The sequence below is a fragment of the Pseudomonas sp. NY11955 genome, from assembly GCF_048068035.1.
In the GTDB taxonomy this organism is placed as follows: Bacteria; Pseudomonadota; Gammaproteobacteria; order Pseudomonadales; family Pseudomonadaceae; genus Aquipseudomonas.
The window spans coordinates 43043-60906 of the sequence record NZ_JBLUPS010000006.1; the positions used below are offsets into that span (position 1 = coordinate 43043).

A 17864-nucleotide genomic window follows, 5' to 3' on the forward strand; every position below is an offset into this window, starting at 1 on the left:
TCGTTGTAGGAGCGGCCTCGTGCCGCGAATGGGCCGCAGAGCGGCCCCGGCGTACTCAAAGGAGCAAGACCATGCAAGATTGTGCATTTCGACACTGGCTGGATGCCAATGCCGAGGCCATCGACCGGGGCCTGTGCGAACCACAGCAGGTGTTGGCGCAAATCGCCGAGTCGCAGCTGTTGCGCATCGGTGTCGACCCGTCGCTGGGTGGCACGGGCGGGCAGGTAACCGACGCGGTCGAGGCCATTGCCGCCATTGCCAGCCGCTCGTTGGCTGCGGCTTTCGTCTGCTGGGGCCAGCGTGCCTTCATCGAATACCTGTTGCAAAGCCCCAACCAAGCCCTGCGCGAGCGCCTGCTGCCGCGTCTGTTGACTGGCGAACTGGCCGGCGCCACCGGGTTGTCCAATGCCATGAAGTTCTTGTCTGGCATCGAAGCCCTGCAGGTGCGTGGCCGTCCGGCAGCCGACGGCTGGCACCTGGAAGGCCGCCTGCACTGGGTGACCAACCTGCGCAAAAGCGGCTTCGTGGTGGCGGCGGCCATCGAAGATGAAGCCGGTGGCTCGCCGTTCGTGCTGGCCATTCCTTCCGACGCCCAGGGCCTGGAGCGCTCTGACGATTTGCAACTGATGGGGTTGCAGTCAAGCAACACGGCAGCACTGGCTTTTCACCAGGTGCCGCTGGCGCGTGACTGGCTGCTGCATGAAAATGCCCGCGAATTCCTGCCACGGGTACGCCCGGCATTCCTGGCGTTGCAGTGCGGCATGGCCATCGGCCTGGCGCGACGGGCGCTGGAAGAAGTTCAGGCGCACCTGCATGGCCGCGCCTCGTTCCTCGACGAGGCCCGCCAGGTGCTCAGCGAGCGCCTGGAGAATACCGTCAGCGAACTCAAGCAGGGCCTGCTCGAAGGCCGCTTCCAGCAGCAGCCAGCGGCTTTGTTCAAACTGCGCATCACCTTGGCCGAAAGTGCCGCAGACGCGGTGCAGCTGGAATTGCAGGCCAGCGGCGGCAAGGCTTACCTCAGTGAATTTGGCGAAGGGTTTGCCCGCCGCTGGCGTGAATCGGCGTTCGTGCCGATCGTCACGCCCAGCCTGGTGCAGCTGCGCGCCGAGCTGCAACGTCAGGCGGGCGCTGCATGAGCGCAGTGTTGCTGGAAGCCTGCGACATCAGCCTGGGCTACCCGCGCGAGGGTGGTTGGCAACAGGTACTGGCGCAGTTCGACCTGCAGCTGGCGCCGGGTGAAGTGGTGAGCATCCTTGGCCCTAGTGGCGTCGGCAAGTCCAGCCTGCTGCGGGTGCTGGCAGGCCTGCAACAGCCCCGTGGCGGCAGCGTAAGGCTGCACGGCCAGCCGCTGCAGGGGCCGCATCCGCGCCTGGCGGTGGCCTTTCAGGACCCCAGCCTGCTGCCCTGGCTGAGCCTGGAAAAAAACGTCGCATTCGGCCTGGACTTCGCCCGCCAGCCCAAGCTGGCTGCTGCCGAGCGACGTGCCCGTATCGAGCATGCGATTGCCGCCGTGGGCCTGACCCACGCCCGTGGCCAGTACCCGGCGCAGTTGTCTGGCGGCATGGCCCAGCGTACCGCGTTGGCCCGCTGCCTGGCTCGCCAGCCTGAAGTCCTGTTGCTGGACGAACCCTTCGGCGCGCTGGATGAAGTGACCCGGGCCGACATGCAGCAATTGCTGCTGCAACTGATCGCCACCCATAACACGGCGGCGGTACTGATCACCCACGATATCGACGAAGCCCTGCTGCTGTCCGACCGGGTCCTGCTACTGGGCAACCACCCAGCGCATGTCCTTGGCCAGTGGCACATTGGCCTGCCGCAACCACGCGCGCAGCGGGTCGAAGAGCTGGGCGCCCTGCGCATCGAAATTCTCAAAACCCTTCGGCGGGCAAGCCGCACAGTCGAACCTACCCCAACCTCGTTGCCCTCGGAGGCTGTCCATGTGCATGGATGACTGCTGTTCCTCTTCTTCGCGTCGTGATTTTCTCAAACTCGGCGCCATGCTCACGGCGGCCGGTGCGTTGCCAATGCTGGCGAGCTTGCAGGCCCGTGCCGCTGCCGAACCGGACGCGCCGGTGCGTATCGGCTACCTGCCGATTACCGACGCCACGCCGCTGCTGGTGGCGCATAACAACGGTTTGTTCGAAGCCGAAGGGATCAAGGCCGAACGCCCGGTGCTGCTGCGCAGCTGGGCGCAGGTGATCGAAGCGTTCATCTCCGGCCAGGTCAACGTCATTCACCTGCTGTCGCCGATGACCGTATGGGCGCGCTACGGCAGCAAGGTGCCGGCCAAAGTGGTGGCCTGGAACCACGTGGGCGGTTCGGGCCTGACCGTGGCGCCCGATATCACCGACATGAAGCAGCTCGGTGGCAAGACCGTGGCCATCCCATTCTGGTACTCGATCCACAATGTGGTGTTGCAACAGATGCTCAACGACAACGGCCTGACGCCGGTTGCAAAACCGGCCAATGCGCAGCTGGCTGCCCACGAAGTCAACCTGCTGGTGCTGCCGCCGTCCGATATGCCACCCGCCCTGGCCAGCAAGCGCATTGCCGGTTACATCGTCGCCGAGCCGTTCAACGCCCTGGCCGAGAACCTCAAGGTTGGCCGCGTGCAGCGCTTTACCGGCGATGTCTGGCGCAACCACGCCTGCTGTGTGGTGTTCATGCACGAACATGACCTGAACAACCGCCCGGAGTGGTCGCAAAAGGTGGTCAACGCCATCGTCAAGGCCCAGCACTGGACCCGCGAGCACCGCGCCGAAGCCGCCGCTCTGTTGTCCAAGGCTGGCCCCAACAAGTACACCCCGCACGAGCCTGCGGTACTGACCAAGGTGCTGGCGCCGGGCGCCGAAGACCGTGCCGGCTACATTGCCAGTGGCGCCATTCGCCATCAGCAGTGGGACGAAAAGCGCATCGACTTCCAGCCATACCCGTTCCCGAGTTACACCGAAGAGCTGGTCAAGCGCCTGAAAACCACCCTGATCGAAGGTGACAACGCCTTCCTTGCCGGGTTGGACCCGGCCCAGACCGCTCGCGACCTGGTCGACGATCGTTTCGTGCGCAATGCCATCGCTGCGCTGGGTGGCCCGTCGGTGTTCGGCATTGCCGACAACTTCGAGCGTAGCGAGGAGTTTGCGGTCTGATGCGCACGCATGTCGTACATGCCGGCCTTGGGCTGGCGGGTTTGTTGGCCTTGTTGCTGTTGTGGTGGGCCGGTGTTGCAGTGTTTGGTCAGGCCGATGGCCTGTCGGCGCGTTTTTCGCCGGCTGCAACCCTCGCCAGTCTGGTCGAGCTGCTGGGGCAGGGCGAGGTCTATGGGCATATCTGGGTAAGCCTGAAGCGTATTCTGGTCGGCCTGCTGCTGGCGTTGCTCATCGGTGTACCGTTGGGCTTGCTGGTGGGCAGCTACCGGCACCTGGAGGCGGCGACCACGCCGGCGTTCCAGTTCCTGCGCATGATCTCGCCATTGTCATGGATGCCGGTGGTGGTGATGCTGATGGGCGTGGGGGACCAGCCAATCTACTTCCTGCTGGCGTTTGCCGCGTTGTGGCCGATCTTGCTCAACACGGCGGCAGGGGTGCGGCAACTGGACCCACGCTGGCTGCAACTGAGCCGCAGCCTGAGCGCCACGCGCTGGGAAACCTTGTGCAAGGTGATCGTGCCGGGGGTGATTGGCCATGTGCTGACCGGGGTGCGTCTGGCCATCGGCATACTGTGGATCGTGCTGGTGCCGTGCGAAATGCTGGGCGTGAGTGCGGGGCTTGGCTATTTCATTCTTGATACCCGCGACCGGCTGGCGTACTCCGAACTGATGGCGATGGTGCTGCTGATCGGCGTGCTGGGGTTCGTGCTGGATGCTCTGGCGCGTGGGCTGCATCGGCGCTGGGTGCATGGTTGACGGCCAATGAGGCCTCTTCGCGGGCTTGCCCACTCCCACAGGTAATTCACCGCCCTCGGGCCTTTTAGTATTCCTGTGGGAGCGGGCAAGCCCGCGAAGAAGCCCTCAAATCAATGCACCGTCTTGCGCTGTCGCACGCATTCCTGGGCTTGAACGGCCAACTCGTCCAGCCGCTCGTCGCGCATCTGTTCCGCCTCGATCATCGCATCCTCTCCCTGCTGATTAAGCAGGTAGGTATGTATCTGCAGCACCTCAGTCGTCTGATAAATCGGCGCAATGTCCAACCGCCCGATCAAGGCGCCGCTGGCCTGCCCGGTGCTGCTCATCAGCACCTGCGGGCCATTGGCGGCCACCACCTGCATGCCCATGGCCTCGAACCACGGCACCTGGCTGGCAAACGCATCCAGTTCCACACAGGCATGGCGTGCCTGCAGGTCGCCCAGCAGGGCGCGGGCGATGCCCTGCCGGCGATGGCTGGCGCGCACGGCCAGGAATGCCAGTGCACAGGCCTGTACATCGTCCTCGGCCGGCAGCGACAAGGCGAAGCCCAGCAACTGGTCCGGCGCTTCGGCATCCAGCGCCAGGGTCAGTGCCACGGCCAGGCCGCGAGTACCGTCCAGCGCTTGCAGGTACTGGTGCACCTCCATGCCGACACCGTACTGGTACAGCGGGTACAGCGGGTTGTCGGCCGTGATGGCGACACTGCTCAAATCGCCGACATTATGGATGACCAGCTCGCGGATCTGGTTCTGGAATGATTCGGGCGGCACGCTGTCTAGGCGGCTCAGGATGAACATCGGGGGGCGGGCTCCGGCGGGTGGGAATACAACCCGTGCCGTATTGGCGCGGGTTGTACAGTCTAACCGGTTTTGCGCTATCAGCCTTGTGCCTGAAATGCACCGAGCATCAGGTCGAGGTTTTGCACCGCCGCTCCCGAGGCGCCTTTGCCCAGGTTGTCGAACACCGCGGTCAGCAGGACCTGGCCATGTTCGGGGTTGGCGTACAGCGCCAAGCGCAGGTCGTTGCTGTCGTTCAGTGCTTCGGGGTCGAGGTTTGCCGCAGGGCCCTGCTGATGCAGGGGCATTACCTGAACGTGGCGGGCCCCTTGGTAATGCTGCTCCAGGCAGTCTTGCAGTTGCTGCGCACTGATTTGCCCAGGCAACAGGCGTAACTGCAATGGAATGCTCAGCACGATACCTTGGCGGTAGGCGCCGTAGCCGGGCATGAACATCGGCCGCGTCGTCAGCCCCGCGTACCGCTGGATCTCCGGCACGTGCTTGTGCGCCAGTTCCAGGCCATACAGCTGCAGGGCAGGGGCTTTGCCTGCGCCTGGCTGTTCATGCCGCTCGACGGCTGCTCGACCACCGCCGGAGTAGCCGGAGATGGCATGGATGTTCAGCGGGTAATCTGCAGGTAGCAGGCCAGCCTTGACCAGCGGTCGTAGCAAGGCGATGGCGCCGGTGGGGTAACAACCAGGGTTGCTGACCCGCTTGCTGTTGGCGATACGCTCGGCTTGCTGCTCGTCAAGTTCCGGCAGGCCATAGTCCCAGCGAGGTGTGGTGCGGTGTGCGGAGCTGGCGTCGATCACCCGCACTTGCCGATTGTGGATTGTCGCCACGGCCTCACGTGCGGCATCGTCGGGCAGGCACAGCAGCGCGATATCGGCACTGTTGATCGCCTCGCGGCGGCGTTGCGGGTCTTTGCGCTCGGCCTCGGGCAGCGTCAGCAGGCGCAGGTCGCTGCGACCTTGCAGGCGGGCATGGATCTGCAGGCCAGTGGTGCCTTGGTCGCCGTCGATAAAGACAACAGGGGTGTGCATGGTTGGAGTCCGGTCGGGGAAGGATGGCCTATGCTCGCCTGTGGCGTTGCTAATGAAAATTTGAATATGATGACCAACATGTTCATTTTTTCTGAATGATTCTGACCATGCGCGAAATTAGCCTCGACCGCCTGCGCACGTTGGTGGTCATCACCGACCTGGGTTCTTTTGCCGAGGCCGCCCGCCAGCTCAACCTGGCGCCGCCCACCATCAGCCTGCACGTGGCCGAGCTGGAGGCGCGTATCGGCGCCCCGTTGCTCACCCGCACTCGCGGCCAGGTGCGGCCTACGGCCATTGGCGAAACACTGCTGGCGCGTGCCCGCCGCCTGCTGGCGGACGCCGACCTGGCGCTGGACGAGGTACGCCGGCAGGTCGAAGGGTTGACTGGGCGGGTGCGCCTGGGCGCCTCCACCGGTGCCATCGCCCATTTGCTGCCACAGGCACTGGAGCGTCTGCGCGTGGAGCACCCGGGTATCGACGTGCAGGTTCAGGTGCTGACCTCCCATGCGTCGCTCATGCGCCTGCGTGAGGGCACGCTGGATATCGGCCTGGTGGCCTTGCCGCAGGTCGCCGGCAAAGGGCTGATGGTCACCCCCTGGCGGCGCGACCCGATTCTGGCCTATGTGCCGGTCGACTGGCAGCCACCGGCCAGGGTCACGCCGGCCTGGCTGGCGCAACGGGCGCTGATTCTCAACGACAGCACTACCCAGCTGTCGCGGGTGACTGGTGAGTGGTTCGCGGCAGCGGGGTTATACCCCGAGCCGCGCATCGAGCTGAACTACAACGACGCGATCAAGAGCCTGGTCGGTGCCGGGTACGGGGCGACGCTGTTGCCGCAGGAGGGGGAGGCCGCCGAGCTGGACCGGCGCATTGCCCGCCGGCCGTTGCGGCCGGGCTTGTGGCGGCAGTTGGGAATTGCCTTCCGGGAAGGGCAGGTGGAACGGGCCACGGGGTATGTGTTGCACGCGTTGGAACGGTTGCGGCAATAGGGGCTGCTGTGCAGCCCCAGGTTTCACCTGCGTGCTTGCGCCCGGACTGCGGTCACTGTTTCCCCACCTACACCCCAGTTATCGGTCGGTACCTCCTCGATCACTACGAAGGTACTGGCCGGTGGCTTGCCCAGCACCTGCTGCAGCATGCGGGTGGTCTGCTCGATCAACTGCCGCTTGTGTTCGGCGGTTACCCCTTCATCGGTCACACGAATATGAACATAAGGCATGGTTGCTCGCTCCCCAGATCAGTGCCATGTGCCAGCGGTGCTACCGCCATCCACGGGTAGGATCACGCCGCTGACGAAGCGTGAGTCGGCCAGGTACAGCACCGAGTCCACCACGTCCTGCGGCGAGCCGGTGCGGCCACTTGGCGACAGCGCGCCCATCCCCTGCACATTGCCGCCATGCAGCGGTGTTTCTATGATCCCTGGCGCCACGGCATTCACCTGCACACCGCTGGCCGCCAGCTCCAGCGCCAGGCCTTTGACCGCCTGGTTCAGGCCCCCTTTGACCAACACCGGCAACAGGGCGGGCACGCGGGTATCCGGTTGCAGGGCGATGGAGGCCGTGATGGCGATGATGTGCCCGTGCCCTTGGCTGGTCATGATCCGCGCCGCTTCCTGGGCTGGGTAGAAGAAGCCCTTGAGGTTGGTGGCGACCAGCGCGTCGACATCGGTCGGGGTGTATTCGGCAAACGGTTTGGCAATGAAAATGCCGGCGTTGTTGACCAGGATGTCGACGCCGCCAAAGGCTTGTACAGCGCTGGCGAACAGCTGCCGTGCTGTTTCCGGCTCAGCGATGTCACCGGCTACGGCAATGAAGCGCGATGGGTTGCCGAGACGGGCGGCTGCCTGCTCCAGGCGAGCCTGGCTGCGGGCATTACCGACGACGTTGTCGCCGCGCTCGAGGAATGCCTCGGCCAGCGCGAAACCCAGGCCGCTGGAGGCCCCGGTGATGATGACGGTACGTGGCTTGTTCATGTGCTTGGTCCCCAGTGAAATGAGCCATCGGCTCGGTGTGACGACACTGTAGGCCGCTACCAGCGCTTGAAAAATAAGGCGTAAGGCATTTCAATCGATACATCATGTAATCAATAGAGCCGTCATGATCCGCCACTTCGATGACTTGCAGTTGGGTAGCCTGGAATTGTTCTGCCTGGCTGCCGACTGCGGCAGCTTCACAGCTGCCGCCACGCAAGCCGGTGTCACCCCGGCGGCGGTCAGCCGCAGCGTGGCGCGCCTGGAGGAACGCCTCGGGGTACGCTTGTTCGTCCGTACCACGCGGCAGATGCGCCTGTCCGCGGCGGGGCAGGCGTATTACCTGCAATGCCGGCAGGCGTTGGGGCAACTGGTGGAAGCCGAACGCCAGGTGACGGGCGGGCAGGTTGAACCGAGTGGCCTATTGCGCATCAGCGCGCCCACGCCCTATGCCCATCACCGGTTATTGCCGCTGCTACCGCGCTTTCGCCAGCGCTACCCGCAGGTGCGGGTGGATGTGCATGTCAGCAACCGCAATGTGGATTTTTCCGAAGAGCCGTTCGACCTGGCCATTCGTGGCCGCGAGCCGGCCGATTCGCGGCTGGTGGCACGCCGCCTGGAGGATGCCGAACTGGTGGTGGTGGCCACGCCTGGCTACCTGGCCCGTGCCGGCATGCCGCAGGTGCCGCAGGACTTGCAGCAGCACGAGTGTATCCAGTTCGAAATGCCCAGCAGTGGCCGCCGTCCGCCGTGGAGCTTTCGCCAGGATGGCCGTCAGGTGGAAGTCGAAACGCAGGGAGCGCTCACCTGCCTGGGCGACTTTCTGGCCACGGCCACGCTGGTGCGCCATGGCGGCGGATTGATGCAGGCTTACCGCTTTACGGTGCAAGACGCACTGGCCAGCGGCGAACTGGTGGAGGTGCTCACGGCGTTTGGCGGCACCTCCCGGCCATTCATGTTGATCTACCCGCAGGCCCGGCACATGCCGTTGCGGGTGCGGGTGTTCATCGATTTCCTGTTCGCCGAGGCCGGGCTACCACTGGGCTGAGTGGGTGCGGGGCGGGCATGGGCCGACTATGCTTTTGGCTGCGCCGAGCCGAATAGGCCTCGACGAACCTTACGGTTTTCCAGGAGAACGCTCCATGAAACCCATTAAATGCGTACCCTTGCTGGTGATTGCCTCCATCCTCAGTTTTGCCGCACACGCAGACCCTGCGGGCAATTGTGCGGCCAAGATCAAAGAGCTTGAGGATTTCCACAAAGCCAGTGGTCAGGCGATGCATGGCGGCATGGCCCACGACTTCAAAGTCCACCTGCAAAATGCCAAGGATGCTCAGAGCAAGGGCGATATGGCTCAGTGCCAGGCCTCAGCGGACCAAGCCAAGACCATCTACAACAAGGCGCGTAGCAAGTAATGCCTTCAGGCTACCGCATCGCCCGGTAGGAGCAGCCTTGTGCTGCGAAGAGGCCCTTGCAGCCGAAGATGATCGTTTGCCCTACCGGCCTCTTCGCAGCACAAGGCTGCTCCTACAGGTCCTGCGCTTGCCTTGGCATCGCCACTGGTTAGAACCAGCGATCGTTCTTCTTGCGCCCACGGGTCAGCGCCGGCAGGATCAGCCCCGCCAGCAAGCCTGCGCCGGCAATGCTGCCGCCATACACCATGTAGCGCATCATCACCTGTTTGTTCTCATCCCCCAGGCGTGCCTGGGTATCGCGCAGCTGCGACTGGCTCTGGTCCAACTGCTCGTTCAGTGCCTTGTTGCGCGCCTCCAGCTCGTCGATCAGTTGCTTGCGCGAATCAAGCGTTTCCTGCATGCCCTGCACGCGGCTTTTCCAGCTGTCGTCGATGGTCTTCAACTGCCCGGTCAGCTCCGTCACCTGGGCATCGAGCATTGGCAGTCGCTCGTTTTGCCCGGGTACCGCCTGCAGGTCGTTGCTGAGGATCCACACCACATCGCCGTTTTGCCCGCGCACTTGGCTGTAGTTGCCCTGGCTACCGATCAAGGTCAGTTTCTGCCCAGACTTGAGCGTGCCGACAATGCGGTGGCCATCGGTCGGGCCGCTGCGCACGTAGGTGCTCAGGCTGTCGCTGACCCAGCGTGCATCGCTGGCAGGCTCTTCGGCGTGCGCCGGTGCGGCAAGCGCCACCAGGGCGGCAATCAGGCCACCGCGCAGGGCAGGGAGGGCGGAAGCAATTGGGCGGGAATCGGGCATGTTGGGTCTTCGCTGAAACAGGACAAAAGTAGGCCCGGTGACTGGGCCGATGAACCGGTCGGTGAGTTGACCGTCAGCGAAAGACCGCTTTTTTGTAGGCAGGTTCACTACCTCATGTCGGAAATGTCTGCAGGATGTTGCAGGAGCCACTCCAGAGCGCTGGGTTGCCGATGACGCAATTGTAATGCGCCGATCACCTTGGCGTTATCTGCCGGCCGTCAATCTCGGCCCGCCGACATAACAACAAATGCGACGTTCAAGGAGCATCGGATGACCTGCAGATCACCCCTGAAACTGGCGGCTTGCCTGGCACTGGCCAGCGTTGGCAACCAGGCCATGGCCGCAGAAGAAAGCGCTGAGGGCTTTATCGAGGGCAGTACCCTCAGCGTGCTCAACCGCAATTTCTACTTCAACCGCGACAACCGCGATTCCGCCGCCCCCACGCACAACCCCAACAAGCAACCTGACAACGGCTACTCCGAAGCTTGGGCTCACGCCGTGATTACCCGCTTCGAGTCGGGCTTCACCCAGGGTACTGTCGGTGTCGGCCTGGATGCGTTCGCCATGCTTGGCCTCAAGCTCGACACCGGCGGCGGGCGCAATGGCGGGCGCAGCTCTTTCGATGTAATGCCGGTTGACCGTGACGGCCAGGCCCGTGACGAATACACCAAGGTAGGTGGCGCGGCCAAGGTGCGCCTGTTCGACACGGTACTGAAGGTGGGCGATGTGTTCCCGGCCAACCCGGTGGTGGCGGCAGGCGACTCGCGGCTACTGCCGGAAAGCTTCCGTGGCGTGACCCTGGAGAACACCAGCATCAAGGACCTGACCTTGCAGGCCGGGCGTTTGCACGCCATGAGCCAACCGATGTCCAGCGACCTGCGGGAAAACTTCGTGACCTTCTACGGCGGCCCGGTCGATTCGCCGTGGATCGCCTATGGCGGTGGTGACTACACGCTCAATGAACACGTCAGCGTCAGCCTGTTCAGCAGCCGGCTCAAGGATGTGTGGAACCAGTACTACGCCGGCACCAGCCTGAGCTGGCCGTTGAGCGATGAGCTGGCTCTGCTTGGCGGTTTCAACTATTACAAGGCGGTTGACGAAGGGCAGCAGCGGCTGGGCGCCTTCGACAATGACATCTGGAGCGCCAAGGTCGGCGTGCGTTTTGGTGCGCACACCCTGGCTCTGACTCACCAGCGCAACAACGGCGACGATGACTTCGACTACCTGCGCCAATCCGACTCGATCTTCCTCGACAACTCCATCCAGTACAGCGACTTCAACTCGCCCAAGGAGCGTTCGTGGATGCTGCGTTATGACCTGAACATGGCCGCTTACGGCGTGCCTGGGCTGTCGTTCATGACGCGTTACGGCAAGGGTACCGACGCCGATTACACCAACGCCAACGCCACTTACATGCGCCGCGACGGCGACGGCAACCCGCTGACCGACCAGAAACGCTGGGAACGTGACATCGAGGTCAAGTACGTGGTGCAGACCGGTGCGGCCAAAGACCTGTCATTGCGCGTGCGTCAGGCCACCACCCGGGCCACAGCGTTCGAGTCGGACCTGGACGAAGTGCGGCTGATCGTGGAGTACCCGTTGTCGATCCTGTGAATTCACCTTGGCAGCTTTATTGCTCCTTTGGTTTGGGTGGATGTTTTGGCGCTCCGCAGGGGGCGCTTTTTTTTTCGGCTCAAGGTTACGGCTAGACTCAAGGGTTCACACCCTTTCATGGAGCCAGGACCATGACTGCCAAGAACACCATCTGCCTGTGGTATGACCACGATGCCGAAGAGGCGGCGAACTTCTATGCCCAAACGTTCCCCGACAGCCGGGTGGTCGCGGTGCATCAGGCGCCCGGCGATTACCCTTCAGGCAAGCAGGGCGATGTGATCACCGTGGAGTTCACGGTCATGGGCATACCTTGCGTCGGGCTCAACGGTGGTTCGACCTTCAAGCATTGCGAGGCGTTTTCGTTCCAGGTGAGTACGGCGGACCAGGCCGAGACCGACCGCTTGTGGGATGCCATTGTCGACAATGGTGGCGAGGCCAGCGTGTGTGGCTGGTGCAAGGACAAATGGGGGATATCGTGGCAGATCACGCCCCGCATCCTCATCGAAGCCATCGGCCACCCCGACCGGGCGGCGGCCAAACGGGCGTTCGAGGCCATGATGCAGATGGGCAAGATCGATGTGGCCAAGATAGAAGCGGCATTGAAGGGCTGATGCAGCAAGGCACGCGCGGAATCTGTAGGAGCAGCCTTGCGCTGCGAAGAGGCCATTGCAGCCAAAGATGATCTTTAGCCCTGCCGGCCTCTTCGCAGATTTGCCGCGTTGGGTCAGTTGCCGGCAACTTCGGCCTCTGCCGCTGCCTTCACCGATGCCTTCTTCTCCTGCACCACGATGTAGAACTCCTCGCCATGCTTCACCGCCCCATACAGCACGGCTTTTTCGATCAGTTCGTTGCCGCGCAGATGACGCAGCATCATCGGGTCCTTGCGCAGGTCGCGGTACAGCGCCAGGCACAGCAGCACCATCACCACCACGAACGGCAAGGCCACGACGATGGTCAGGTTCTGCAGCCCGGTCAGCGCCTCGCCAGGATCACGCGGGTCGCCGATCGCCAGCATGATCGCCGCCACCGTACCGGTCAGCGCGCCCCAGAAAATCACCGTGCGCCGCGAGGGGGAGGTGGTGCCGTGCTCCGACAGCGTGCCCATCACCAGCGAGGCGGCGTCGGCACCGGAGACGAAGAAGATGCCCACCAGGATCATCACCAGTACCGAGGTTGCCGAGGCCAGCGGGTAGCTGTCCAGCAACTGGTACAGCGCGTGGTTGCTGTTGACCGCGCCGTTGGCCAGCTGCAAGGCGCCTTCGCGCACGGCATCGATGGCGGCGCCGCCGAAGATGGTGAACCACACCAGGCTGACCAGGCTCGGCACCAGCAGCACCCCGGTGACGAATTGGCGGATGGTGCGGCCGCGGCTGATGCGGGCAATGAACATGCCTACGAACGGTGTCCAGGAAATCCACCAGGCCCAGTAGAACACCGTCCAGCCGGCCAGCCAGCTGTTCATCTGCTCGCCGCCGCTGGCGTTGGTGCGGGCCATCATTTCCGGCAGCATCTTGATGTAGATGCCGAGCGAGGTCGGCAGCAGGTTGAGCATCAGCAGGGTCGGCCCGACCATGAACACGAACACCGCCAGCACCAGCGCCAGCACCATGTTGGTGTTGGACAGCCACTGGATGCCCTTGCCGATGCCCGACACCGCCGAGGTGACGAAGGCAATGGTCAGCAGGGTGATGATCGAGATGTAGAACAGCTTGCCGGGGCTTTCGACCCAGCCGTTGTACTCCAGGCCGCCGGCAATCTGCAGCGCCCCCAGGCCGAGCGAGGCGGCCGAGCCGAACAGCGTGGCGAAAATCGCCATCATGTCGATCAGGCGGCCGAGTGGGCCGTTGGCGTGCTTGCCGATCAGTGGTCGGAAGGCGGCGGAAATCAACTGCGAACGGCCACGGCGGAAGGTGCCGTAGGCAATCACCAGGCCGACGATGGCGTACATGGCCCAGGGGTGCAGGGTCCAGTGGAACAGGGTGGTGGCCATCGCCACTTGCATCGCTTCGCTGGTCTGCCCGCTGGCCGAGCCGGGCGGCGGCGATACGTAGTGCGACAGTGGCTCGGCAACGCCGAAGAACATCAGGCCGATGCCCATGCCGGCACTGAACATCATTGCTACCCAGGACACCGTGCGAAACTCTGGCTGTTCGCCATCACGGCCCAGCGGCACCCGCCCGTAACGACTGGCGGCCAGCCACAGTACGAACACCACGAACAGGGTAGAGGTGAGCACGAAAAACCAGCCGAAATTGAGAATGACCCAGGATTGCGCGCTGGAGGCGCTGCTGGCCAGGCTGGCCTGGTTGAGGAAGCCCCAGAGCACGAAGGCGATGGCCAGGAGGCTGGTGAAACCAAAGACGATCCAGTCGAGCTTGCCCTCGAAATGCCGGTCCTGGCGGGCTTCCGCGGTTTTCGAGGGGTCTGTCACGCCAAGATCGAGTGTTTCGCTGATGTGTTCCTTTGCCATGAATGATGAGGCCCCTTTGTGGTTTACCTGCGCGCGCAGGCTTTTTGTTGTGTGGGCTACCGAGCTCGCTGACGGTCTCGGCGGGGTGGAGTGCTGGCGCGATTATCCTGCGCAGGAAACGGCGGCTCATGTCCCCATAACGCCGTGGGGCGTCCATTGCGCGACTTGGCAAATACTTTTAGTTCTGGAGGCAGTGGCCCTTTCTGCCTCGGCTTCTGGTAACCTGATGGGCATCACCCGGGCCCGCACACACGAGCACCGTAGACGCGCTGCTGCTTGCGGGCCTGGCCGTACCAGGAAACGGAGATTCGTCATAATGGCCACTGACCGTGTGAGCCTGATTCATTTCGATAAATTGAGCATGAGCCCTGCCGCTGCCGATCGGTTCCAGAAAGCCCTCGACGCGCTGGCTGCGCTCAAGCTGCAGGACCGTTACGTGTACCTCATCGCTCCTTATCTGGGTGATATCGCTGACGCCTCCGACCCTGAGCAACTGGACACCGCCCTGGATCAGTGCATTCGTGTGCTCGATGAGCTGCTGGCTGCGAGGTCGGTCAGCAAAGCCAAGGCCGAAGAAGTACGCCAGGTGTTCCACAGCGCCGCCGAACGTGCTCGGGCAGAAATGCTCGGCTGAAGGGTGGCATGGCCAAAGACATCGACAACCCCTGCGTTTCGTTATGCCAGCTCAACAGCGAGCTGTGCGTGAGCTGCGGCCGCACCCGTGATGAAATTCGCAAGTGGCGGGGCATGAAACGCCCCGAGAAAATGGCCACTGTGCAACGGGCGTCGACGCGCATGAAAGCTATCGCCAAGAAGGCGGCCAAGCGGCAGAATGCCGACTGAGCCTACGTGCCATTCACGCAACCTCTCCTGATTGTTTGTCGAGCCTGAAATGGATTCTCACTCGCTACTTGCGTTTACCCTGGTCGCCGCTATCGCGATCGCCAGCCCCGGCCCGGCCACCTTGATGGCCATCAACAATAGCCTGGCCCATGGCCAGCGCAGCGCGATCTGGTCGTCGCTGGGCAATGGTACCGGCCTGTTCTGTTTGTCGGCTGCAGCCATGCTGGGGCTGGGCGCGTTGCTGGCCAGTTCCGAAGTGCTTTTCAATGCCGTGAAAATCCTGGGGGCGGGCTACCTGTTCTACCTGGGGGCGCGGCAGTTGTTGAAGAAAAGCCCGATGCTGGAGCAAAACACTGCAGAGGGGGCAGTCAAGGTAAGGCCCACACCGCTGAAACTGTTCAAATCGGCTTTCCTCACGGCGGTGACCAACCCCAAGGCGACCATGTTTTTCACCGCGCTGTTCCCGCAGTTCATCGACCAGGGGGCGGCGTTGTTACCGCAATTCCTGACCTTGACCGGGATTTTCGTGGCCTTGTCGCTGACTTCACTGAGCTTGTATGCCGCATTGGCTGCGCGGGCCAAGGGTGTGCTGACCCGGCCGTCACTGTCGCGCTGGGTGAGCCGAGTGGTGGGCACCACCTTCATCGGCTTTGGCGCGGCGATTCTGGCAATGCGGCGGCAGGGGGGCTGAAAAGGCCATCTGCTGGCCGTTGATGGTCCAGACTGTCTACCGCGCCCGCAGCGTGTTTCATGTAACGAGGGTCGTAGATGATCGAGCGTTGCTTTCACCGCGCCTTGCTACTGTTGTGTCCGTTGCTGCTGCCCCTGGTCGCGGTAGCGGATGATGCATGCCGGCGTCTGACCGCCACCGGCAACCCGGAATACCCCCCCTACCTGTGGCGCGACCCGCAAAACCCTCAGCAATTGATCGGTGCCAATGCCGACTTGCTCAAGTACCTGGGCAAGCAGTTGGGGTTGGACATCGAGGTGGTTTACGGTGGGCCGTGGTCGCGGGCCCAGGAGGAAGTGCGCACCGGACGGATCGATTTGCTGGCCGGGTATTTCCTGACCGAGGCGCGCCGGCAACAGATGGACTTCATCGCCCCACCATTCCTGCACACCCCAAGTGCGGTCTGGGTGCGCCAGGACACTGCCTTTGCCTACCGGCAATGGGCAGACCTCAAGGGCCGCAAGGGCGGCACATTGGTCAACAACAGCCATGGCCAGCAGTTTGATGAATATGCCCAGGCCAACCTCACCCTTGAAGCGGTGCCCAGCGCCCGGCAGGCGTTCGAGAAACTGATGCTCAAGCGCACCGATTACGTGGTGTACGAGCAGTACCCTGGCATGGCGCTGGCGCGCACATTGGGCATTGCAGCCGCAGTGCAGGTTTTGCAGCCTCCGGTATCCAGCGAAGGGTTGTACCTGGCGATTTCGCATTTTTCGCCTTGCAACCAGCCGCAACTGCGTGAGGCGCTGGCGCGGGAGATGGCGAAGATCGTTGCCGGGCCGTTGCCCGAGCAATTGCTGAAGCAGAACCTGGAGCGGTGGCAGTGACAGCGCAGATGGCCTCTTCGCGGGCTCGCCCGCTCCCACAAGTACTGCACGAGGGCGAACGTGTCGGGGATCCTGTGGGAGCGGGCGTGCCCGCGAAGAGGGCTTGAGCAACGGCAGCTCAGCGCATGTGCAGTATGATCGGGCTGCTGCTGGCAGGATCGGTATGCCCACGCAGCTTGCCCACCGCCTGTGCAGCCACCGCGCCACCTTGGTTGCCCCAGGCCGTGCGCACGAAGCTCAGCACCTCGGCAATCTCCTGATCACCCAGTTGCTCGCGAAAAGCCGGCATGCGATAGGCATCCGGCACCCCGGCAGCCACTACCCGCTGCGAACCGTTGAGGGTGATATTGATAGCCGAGGCATCCTCGCTGGCCAGTGCCGAGGTCGCTCCGGCCAATGGCGGCATCCATTCGGCCTGGCCTTTGCCGTCCAGGCCATGGCACGACGCGCAGCGCGTGACATAGGTATGCGCCCCGGGGCTGTCGAGCCGTGTAGCCGCTGATTCGGCCCGGTACTGCCACGGCGCGCCGTCTCGCTGTGGGTCGCCGGGCAGCGACTTGAGGTAGTGGGCAATGGCGGCCAGGTCGTCGTCATTCATGAACTGCGTGGAGTTGTTGAACGCCTCGGTCATCGAACCGAATACCACGGCATGCCGGTTGCGCCCGGATTTCAGGAACTGCGCGATCTCCGCCTCGCTCCAGCGCCCTAGCCCGGTGTTGTGATCGGCGCGCAGGCTGGGTGCGTACCAGCCGTCGAGCAGGGCACCAGCCAGAAACGGCTTGCCGCTGTCATCCAGCGCCTTTTCATTGAAGGCCAGGCCGCGTGGCGTATGGCAGCTGCCGCAATGGCCGGGGCCCTGGACGATGTAGGCGCCACGGTTCCACTGCGCATTTTGCCCGGCCTTGTCCGCGTAAGGCGTGGTAGCTGCGAACAGGCCATTCCACAGGGCGATTGGCCAGCGCAGGTTCAGCGGCCAAGGGATGTCGCTGGCCAGGTTGGCCTGTGGCACCGGTTGCACGCCGTGCATGAAGAACGCGTACAGCGCCTTTACATCGTCATCGCTGAGCTTGGCGTAGGACGGGTAGGGCATCGCCGGGTACAGCCGCCGGCCACCGGGCGCGACGCCCTGGCGCACCGCACGGTCGAAGTCGGCCAGGCTGTAGTTGCCGATCCCCTTGTCAGGGTCAGGGGTGATGTTGGTTGCATGGATCGCCCCCAGCGGTGTGGCCATCTCCAGCCCACCGGCGAAGGGTTTGCCGTCTGGCAGGCTGTGGCAGGCCACGCAGTCGCTGAGCCGGGCCACGTACTCGCCGCGGCTGACCAGCGCCGGGTCGGCGGCAATGGCCTGCGCGTCGGCGAACGGCGAGGCTGGCTCACGGCTGACATACCAGGCCAACAGGCCCGCCGCGACCAGGCACGGCAGCGCCAGCCAACCAGCGGTTCTTGCGAAACGATGGGTCATGGGGCATCCCTTGTG

At 63.6% G+C, this 17864-nt stretch carries 20 protein-coding genes; 13 read left to right on the plus strand and 7 right to left on the minus strand.

What is annotated here, in order from left to right; translation table 11 throughout:
* Positions 1–71: 71 nt before the first annotated feature.
* The 4 genes from ACNFBR_RS13145 to ACNFBR_RS13160 are packed head-to-tail and all read left to right on the plus strand — an operon-like array spanning position 72 to position 3901.
* Positions 72–1136 (plus strand): acyl-CoA dehydrogenase family protein, encoded by a 1065-nt coding sequence (locus ACNFBR_RS13145; RefSeq protein ID WP_416735293.1) that lies wholly within the window; start codon positions 72–74, stop codon positions 1134–1136.
* On the plus strand, positions 1133–1954 hold the full coding sequence (locus ACNFBR_RS13150) for an ABC transporter ATP-binding protein (protein WP_416735294.1): 822 nt from the start codon (positions 1133–1135) through the stop codon (positions 1952–1954). The genes ACNFBR_RS13145 and ACNFBR_RS13150 overlap by 4 nt, the downstream gene beginning before the upstream one ends.
* Entirely contained in the window at positions 1941–3146 is a 1206-nt protein-coding gene (locus ACNFBR_RS13155) for an ABC transporter substrate-binding protein (protein WP_416735295.1), read from the plus strand. The genes ACNFBR_RS13150 and ACNFBR_RS13155 overlap by 14 nt, the downstream gene beginning before the upstream one ends.
* Positions 3146–3901: an ABC transporter permease gene (locus ACNFBR_RS13160; protein ID WP_416735296.1), complete on the plus strand. Its 756-nt coding sequence runs from the start codon at positions 3146–3148 to the stop codon at positions 3899–3901. The genes ACNFBR_RS13155 and ACNFBR_RS13160 overlap by 1 nt, the downstream gene beginning before the upstream one ends.
* Before the next feature lie 110 nt (positions 3902–4011).
* Here the strand turns inward: ACNFBR_RS13160 and ACNFBR_RS13165 are convergent, their stop codons facing one another.
* Positions 4012–4698 (minus strand): GNAT family N-acetyltransferase, encoded by a 687-nt coding sequence (locus ACNFBR_RS13165; protein ID WP_416735297.1) that lies wholly within the window; start codon positions 4696–4698, stop codon positions 4012–4014.
* A gap of 80 nt (positions 4699–4778) precedes the next feature.
* Positions 4779–5720, minus strand: a complete 942-nt coding sequence (argC, locus tag ACNFBR_RS13170; protein ID WP_416735298.1) for an N-acetyl-gamma-glutamyl-phosphate reductase — start codon at positions 5718–5720, stop codon at positions 4779–4781.
* A gap of 107 nt (positions 5721–5827) precedes the next feature.
* Here argC and ACNFBR_RS13175 point away from each other — a divergent pair, with 107 nt between their 5' ends.
* Complete coding sequence (locus tag ACNFBR_RS13175; protein ID WP_416735299.1) at positions 5828–6709, plus strand: LysR family transcriptional regulator; 882 nt, start codon at positions 5828–5830, stop codon at positions 6707–6709.
* A 23-nt stretch (positions 6710–6732) separates the two neighbouring features.
* On the opposite strand, the gene ACNFBR_RS13180 is transcribed toward ACNFBR_RS13175, so the two are convergent.
* Both ACNFBR_RS13180 and ACNFBR_RS13185 read right to left on the minus strand, forming a co-directional pair.
* Positions 6733–6939 carry a tautomerase family protein gene (locus ACNFBR_RS13180; protein ID WP_416735300.1) on the minus strand — a complete coding sequence of 69 codons (207 nt, stop codon included), beginning with the start codon at positions 6937–6939 and terminating at the stop codon, positions 6733–6735.
* Positions 6940–6957: 18 nt separating this feature from the next.
* Complete coding sequence (locus ACNFBR_RS13185) at positions 6958–7692, minus strand: SDR family NAD(P)-dependent oxidoreductase (protein ID WP_416735301.1); 735 nt, start codon at positions 7690–7692, stop codon at positions 6958–6960.
* A 124-nt stretch (positions 7693–7816) separates the two neighbouring features.
* On the opposite strand from ACNFBR_RS13185, the gene ACNFBR_RS13190 reads away from it, so the two are divergent.
* Positions 7817–8737: a LysR family transcriptional regulator gene (locus ACNFBR_RS13190; protein WP_416735302.1), complete on the plus strand. Its 921-nt coding sequence runs from the start codon at positions 7817–7819 to the stop codon at positions 8735–8737.
* 94 nt (positions 8738–8831) lie between these two features.
* Complete coding sequence (locus ACNFBR_RS13195) at positions 8832–9104, plus strand: hypothetical protein (protein WP_416735303.1); 273 nt, start codon at positions 8832–8834, stop codon at positions 9102–9104.
* A 148-nt stretch (positions 9105–9252) separates the two neighbouring features.
* On the opposite strand, the gene ACNFBR_RS13200 is transcribed toward ACNFBR_RS13195, so the two are convergent.
* Positions 9253–9903 carry a TIGR04211 family SH3 domain-containing protein gene (locus tag ACNFBR_RS13200; RefSeq protein WP_416735304.1) on the minus strand — a complete coding sequence of 217 codons (651 nt, stop codon included), beginning with the start codon at positions 9901–9903 and terminating at the stop codon, positions 9253–9255.
* 270 nt (positions 9904–10173) lie between these two features.
* Here ACNFBR_RS13200 and ACNFBR_RS13205 point away from each other — a divergent pair, with 270 nt between their 5' ends.
* Complete coding sequence (locus tag ACNFBR_RS13205; RefSeq protein ID WP_416735305.1) at positions 10174–11517, plus strand: OprD family porin; 1344 nt, start codon at positions 10174–10176, stop codon at positions 11515–11517.
* Between the two features lie 131 nt (positions 11518–11648).
* Positions 11649–12128, plus strand: a complete 480-nt coding sequence (locus ACNFBR_RS13210; protein WP_416735306.1) for a VOC family protein — start codon at positions 11649–11651, stop codon at positions 12126–12128.
* Between the two features lie 113 nt (positions 12129–12241).
* On the opposite strand, the gene ACNFBR_RS13215 is transcribed toward ACNFBR_RS13210, so the two are convergent.
* Positions 12242–13987 carry a BCCT family transporter gene (locus ACNFBR_RS13215; RefSeq protein ID WP_416735307.1) on the minus strand — a complete coding sequence of 582 codons (1746 nt, stop codon included), beginning with the start codon at positions 13985–13987 and terminating at the stop codon, positions 12242–12244.
* A 316-nt stretch (positions 13988–14303) separates the two neighbouring features.
* On the opposite strand from ACNFBR_RS13215, the gene ACNFBR_RS13220 reads away from it, so the two are divergent.
* The 4 genes from ACNFBR_RS13220 to ACNFBR_RS13235 all read left to right on the plus strand — a co-directional run bounded on the left by ACNFBR_RS13220 (position 14304) and on the right by ACNFBR_RS13235 (position 16387).
* Positions 14304–14621 carry a hypothetical protein gene (locus ACNFBR_RS13220; RefSeq protein WP_416735308.1) on the plus strand — a complete coding sequence of 106 codons (318 nt, stop codon included), beginning with the start codon at positions 14304–14306 and terminating at the stop codon, positions 14619–14621.
* Between the two features lie 8 nt (positions 14622–14629).
* Positions 14630–14830 (plus strand): DUF1289 domain-containing protein, encoded by a 201-nt coding sequence (locus ACNFBR_RS13225; RefSeq protein ID WP_416735309.1) that lies wholly within the window; start codon positions 14630–14632, stop codon positions 14828–14830.
* A 49-nt stretch (positions 14831–14879) separates the two neighbouring features.
* Positions 14880–15521: a LysE family translocator gene (locus tag ACNFBR_RS13230; RefSeq protein WP_416735310.1), complete on the plus strand. Its 642-nt coding sequence runs from the start codon at positions 14880–14882 to the stop codon at positions 15519–15521.
* 77 nt (positions 15522–15598) lie between these two features.
* On the plus strand, positions 15599–16387 hold the full coding sequence (locus ACNFBR_RS13235; RefSeq protein ID WP_416735311.1) for a substrate-binding periplasmic protein: 789 nt from the start codon (positions 15599–15601) through the stop codon (positions 16385–16387).
* 118 nt (positions 16388–16505) lie between these two features.
* On the opposite strand, the gene ACNFBR_RS13240 is transcribed toward ACNFBR_RS13235, so the two are convergent.
* Entirely contained in the window at positions 16506–17849 is a 1344-nt protein-coding gene (locus tag ACNFBR_RS13240) for a c-type cytochrome (protein ID WP_416735312.1), read from the minus strand.
* Positions 17850–17864 lie beyond the last annotated feature (15 nt).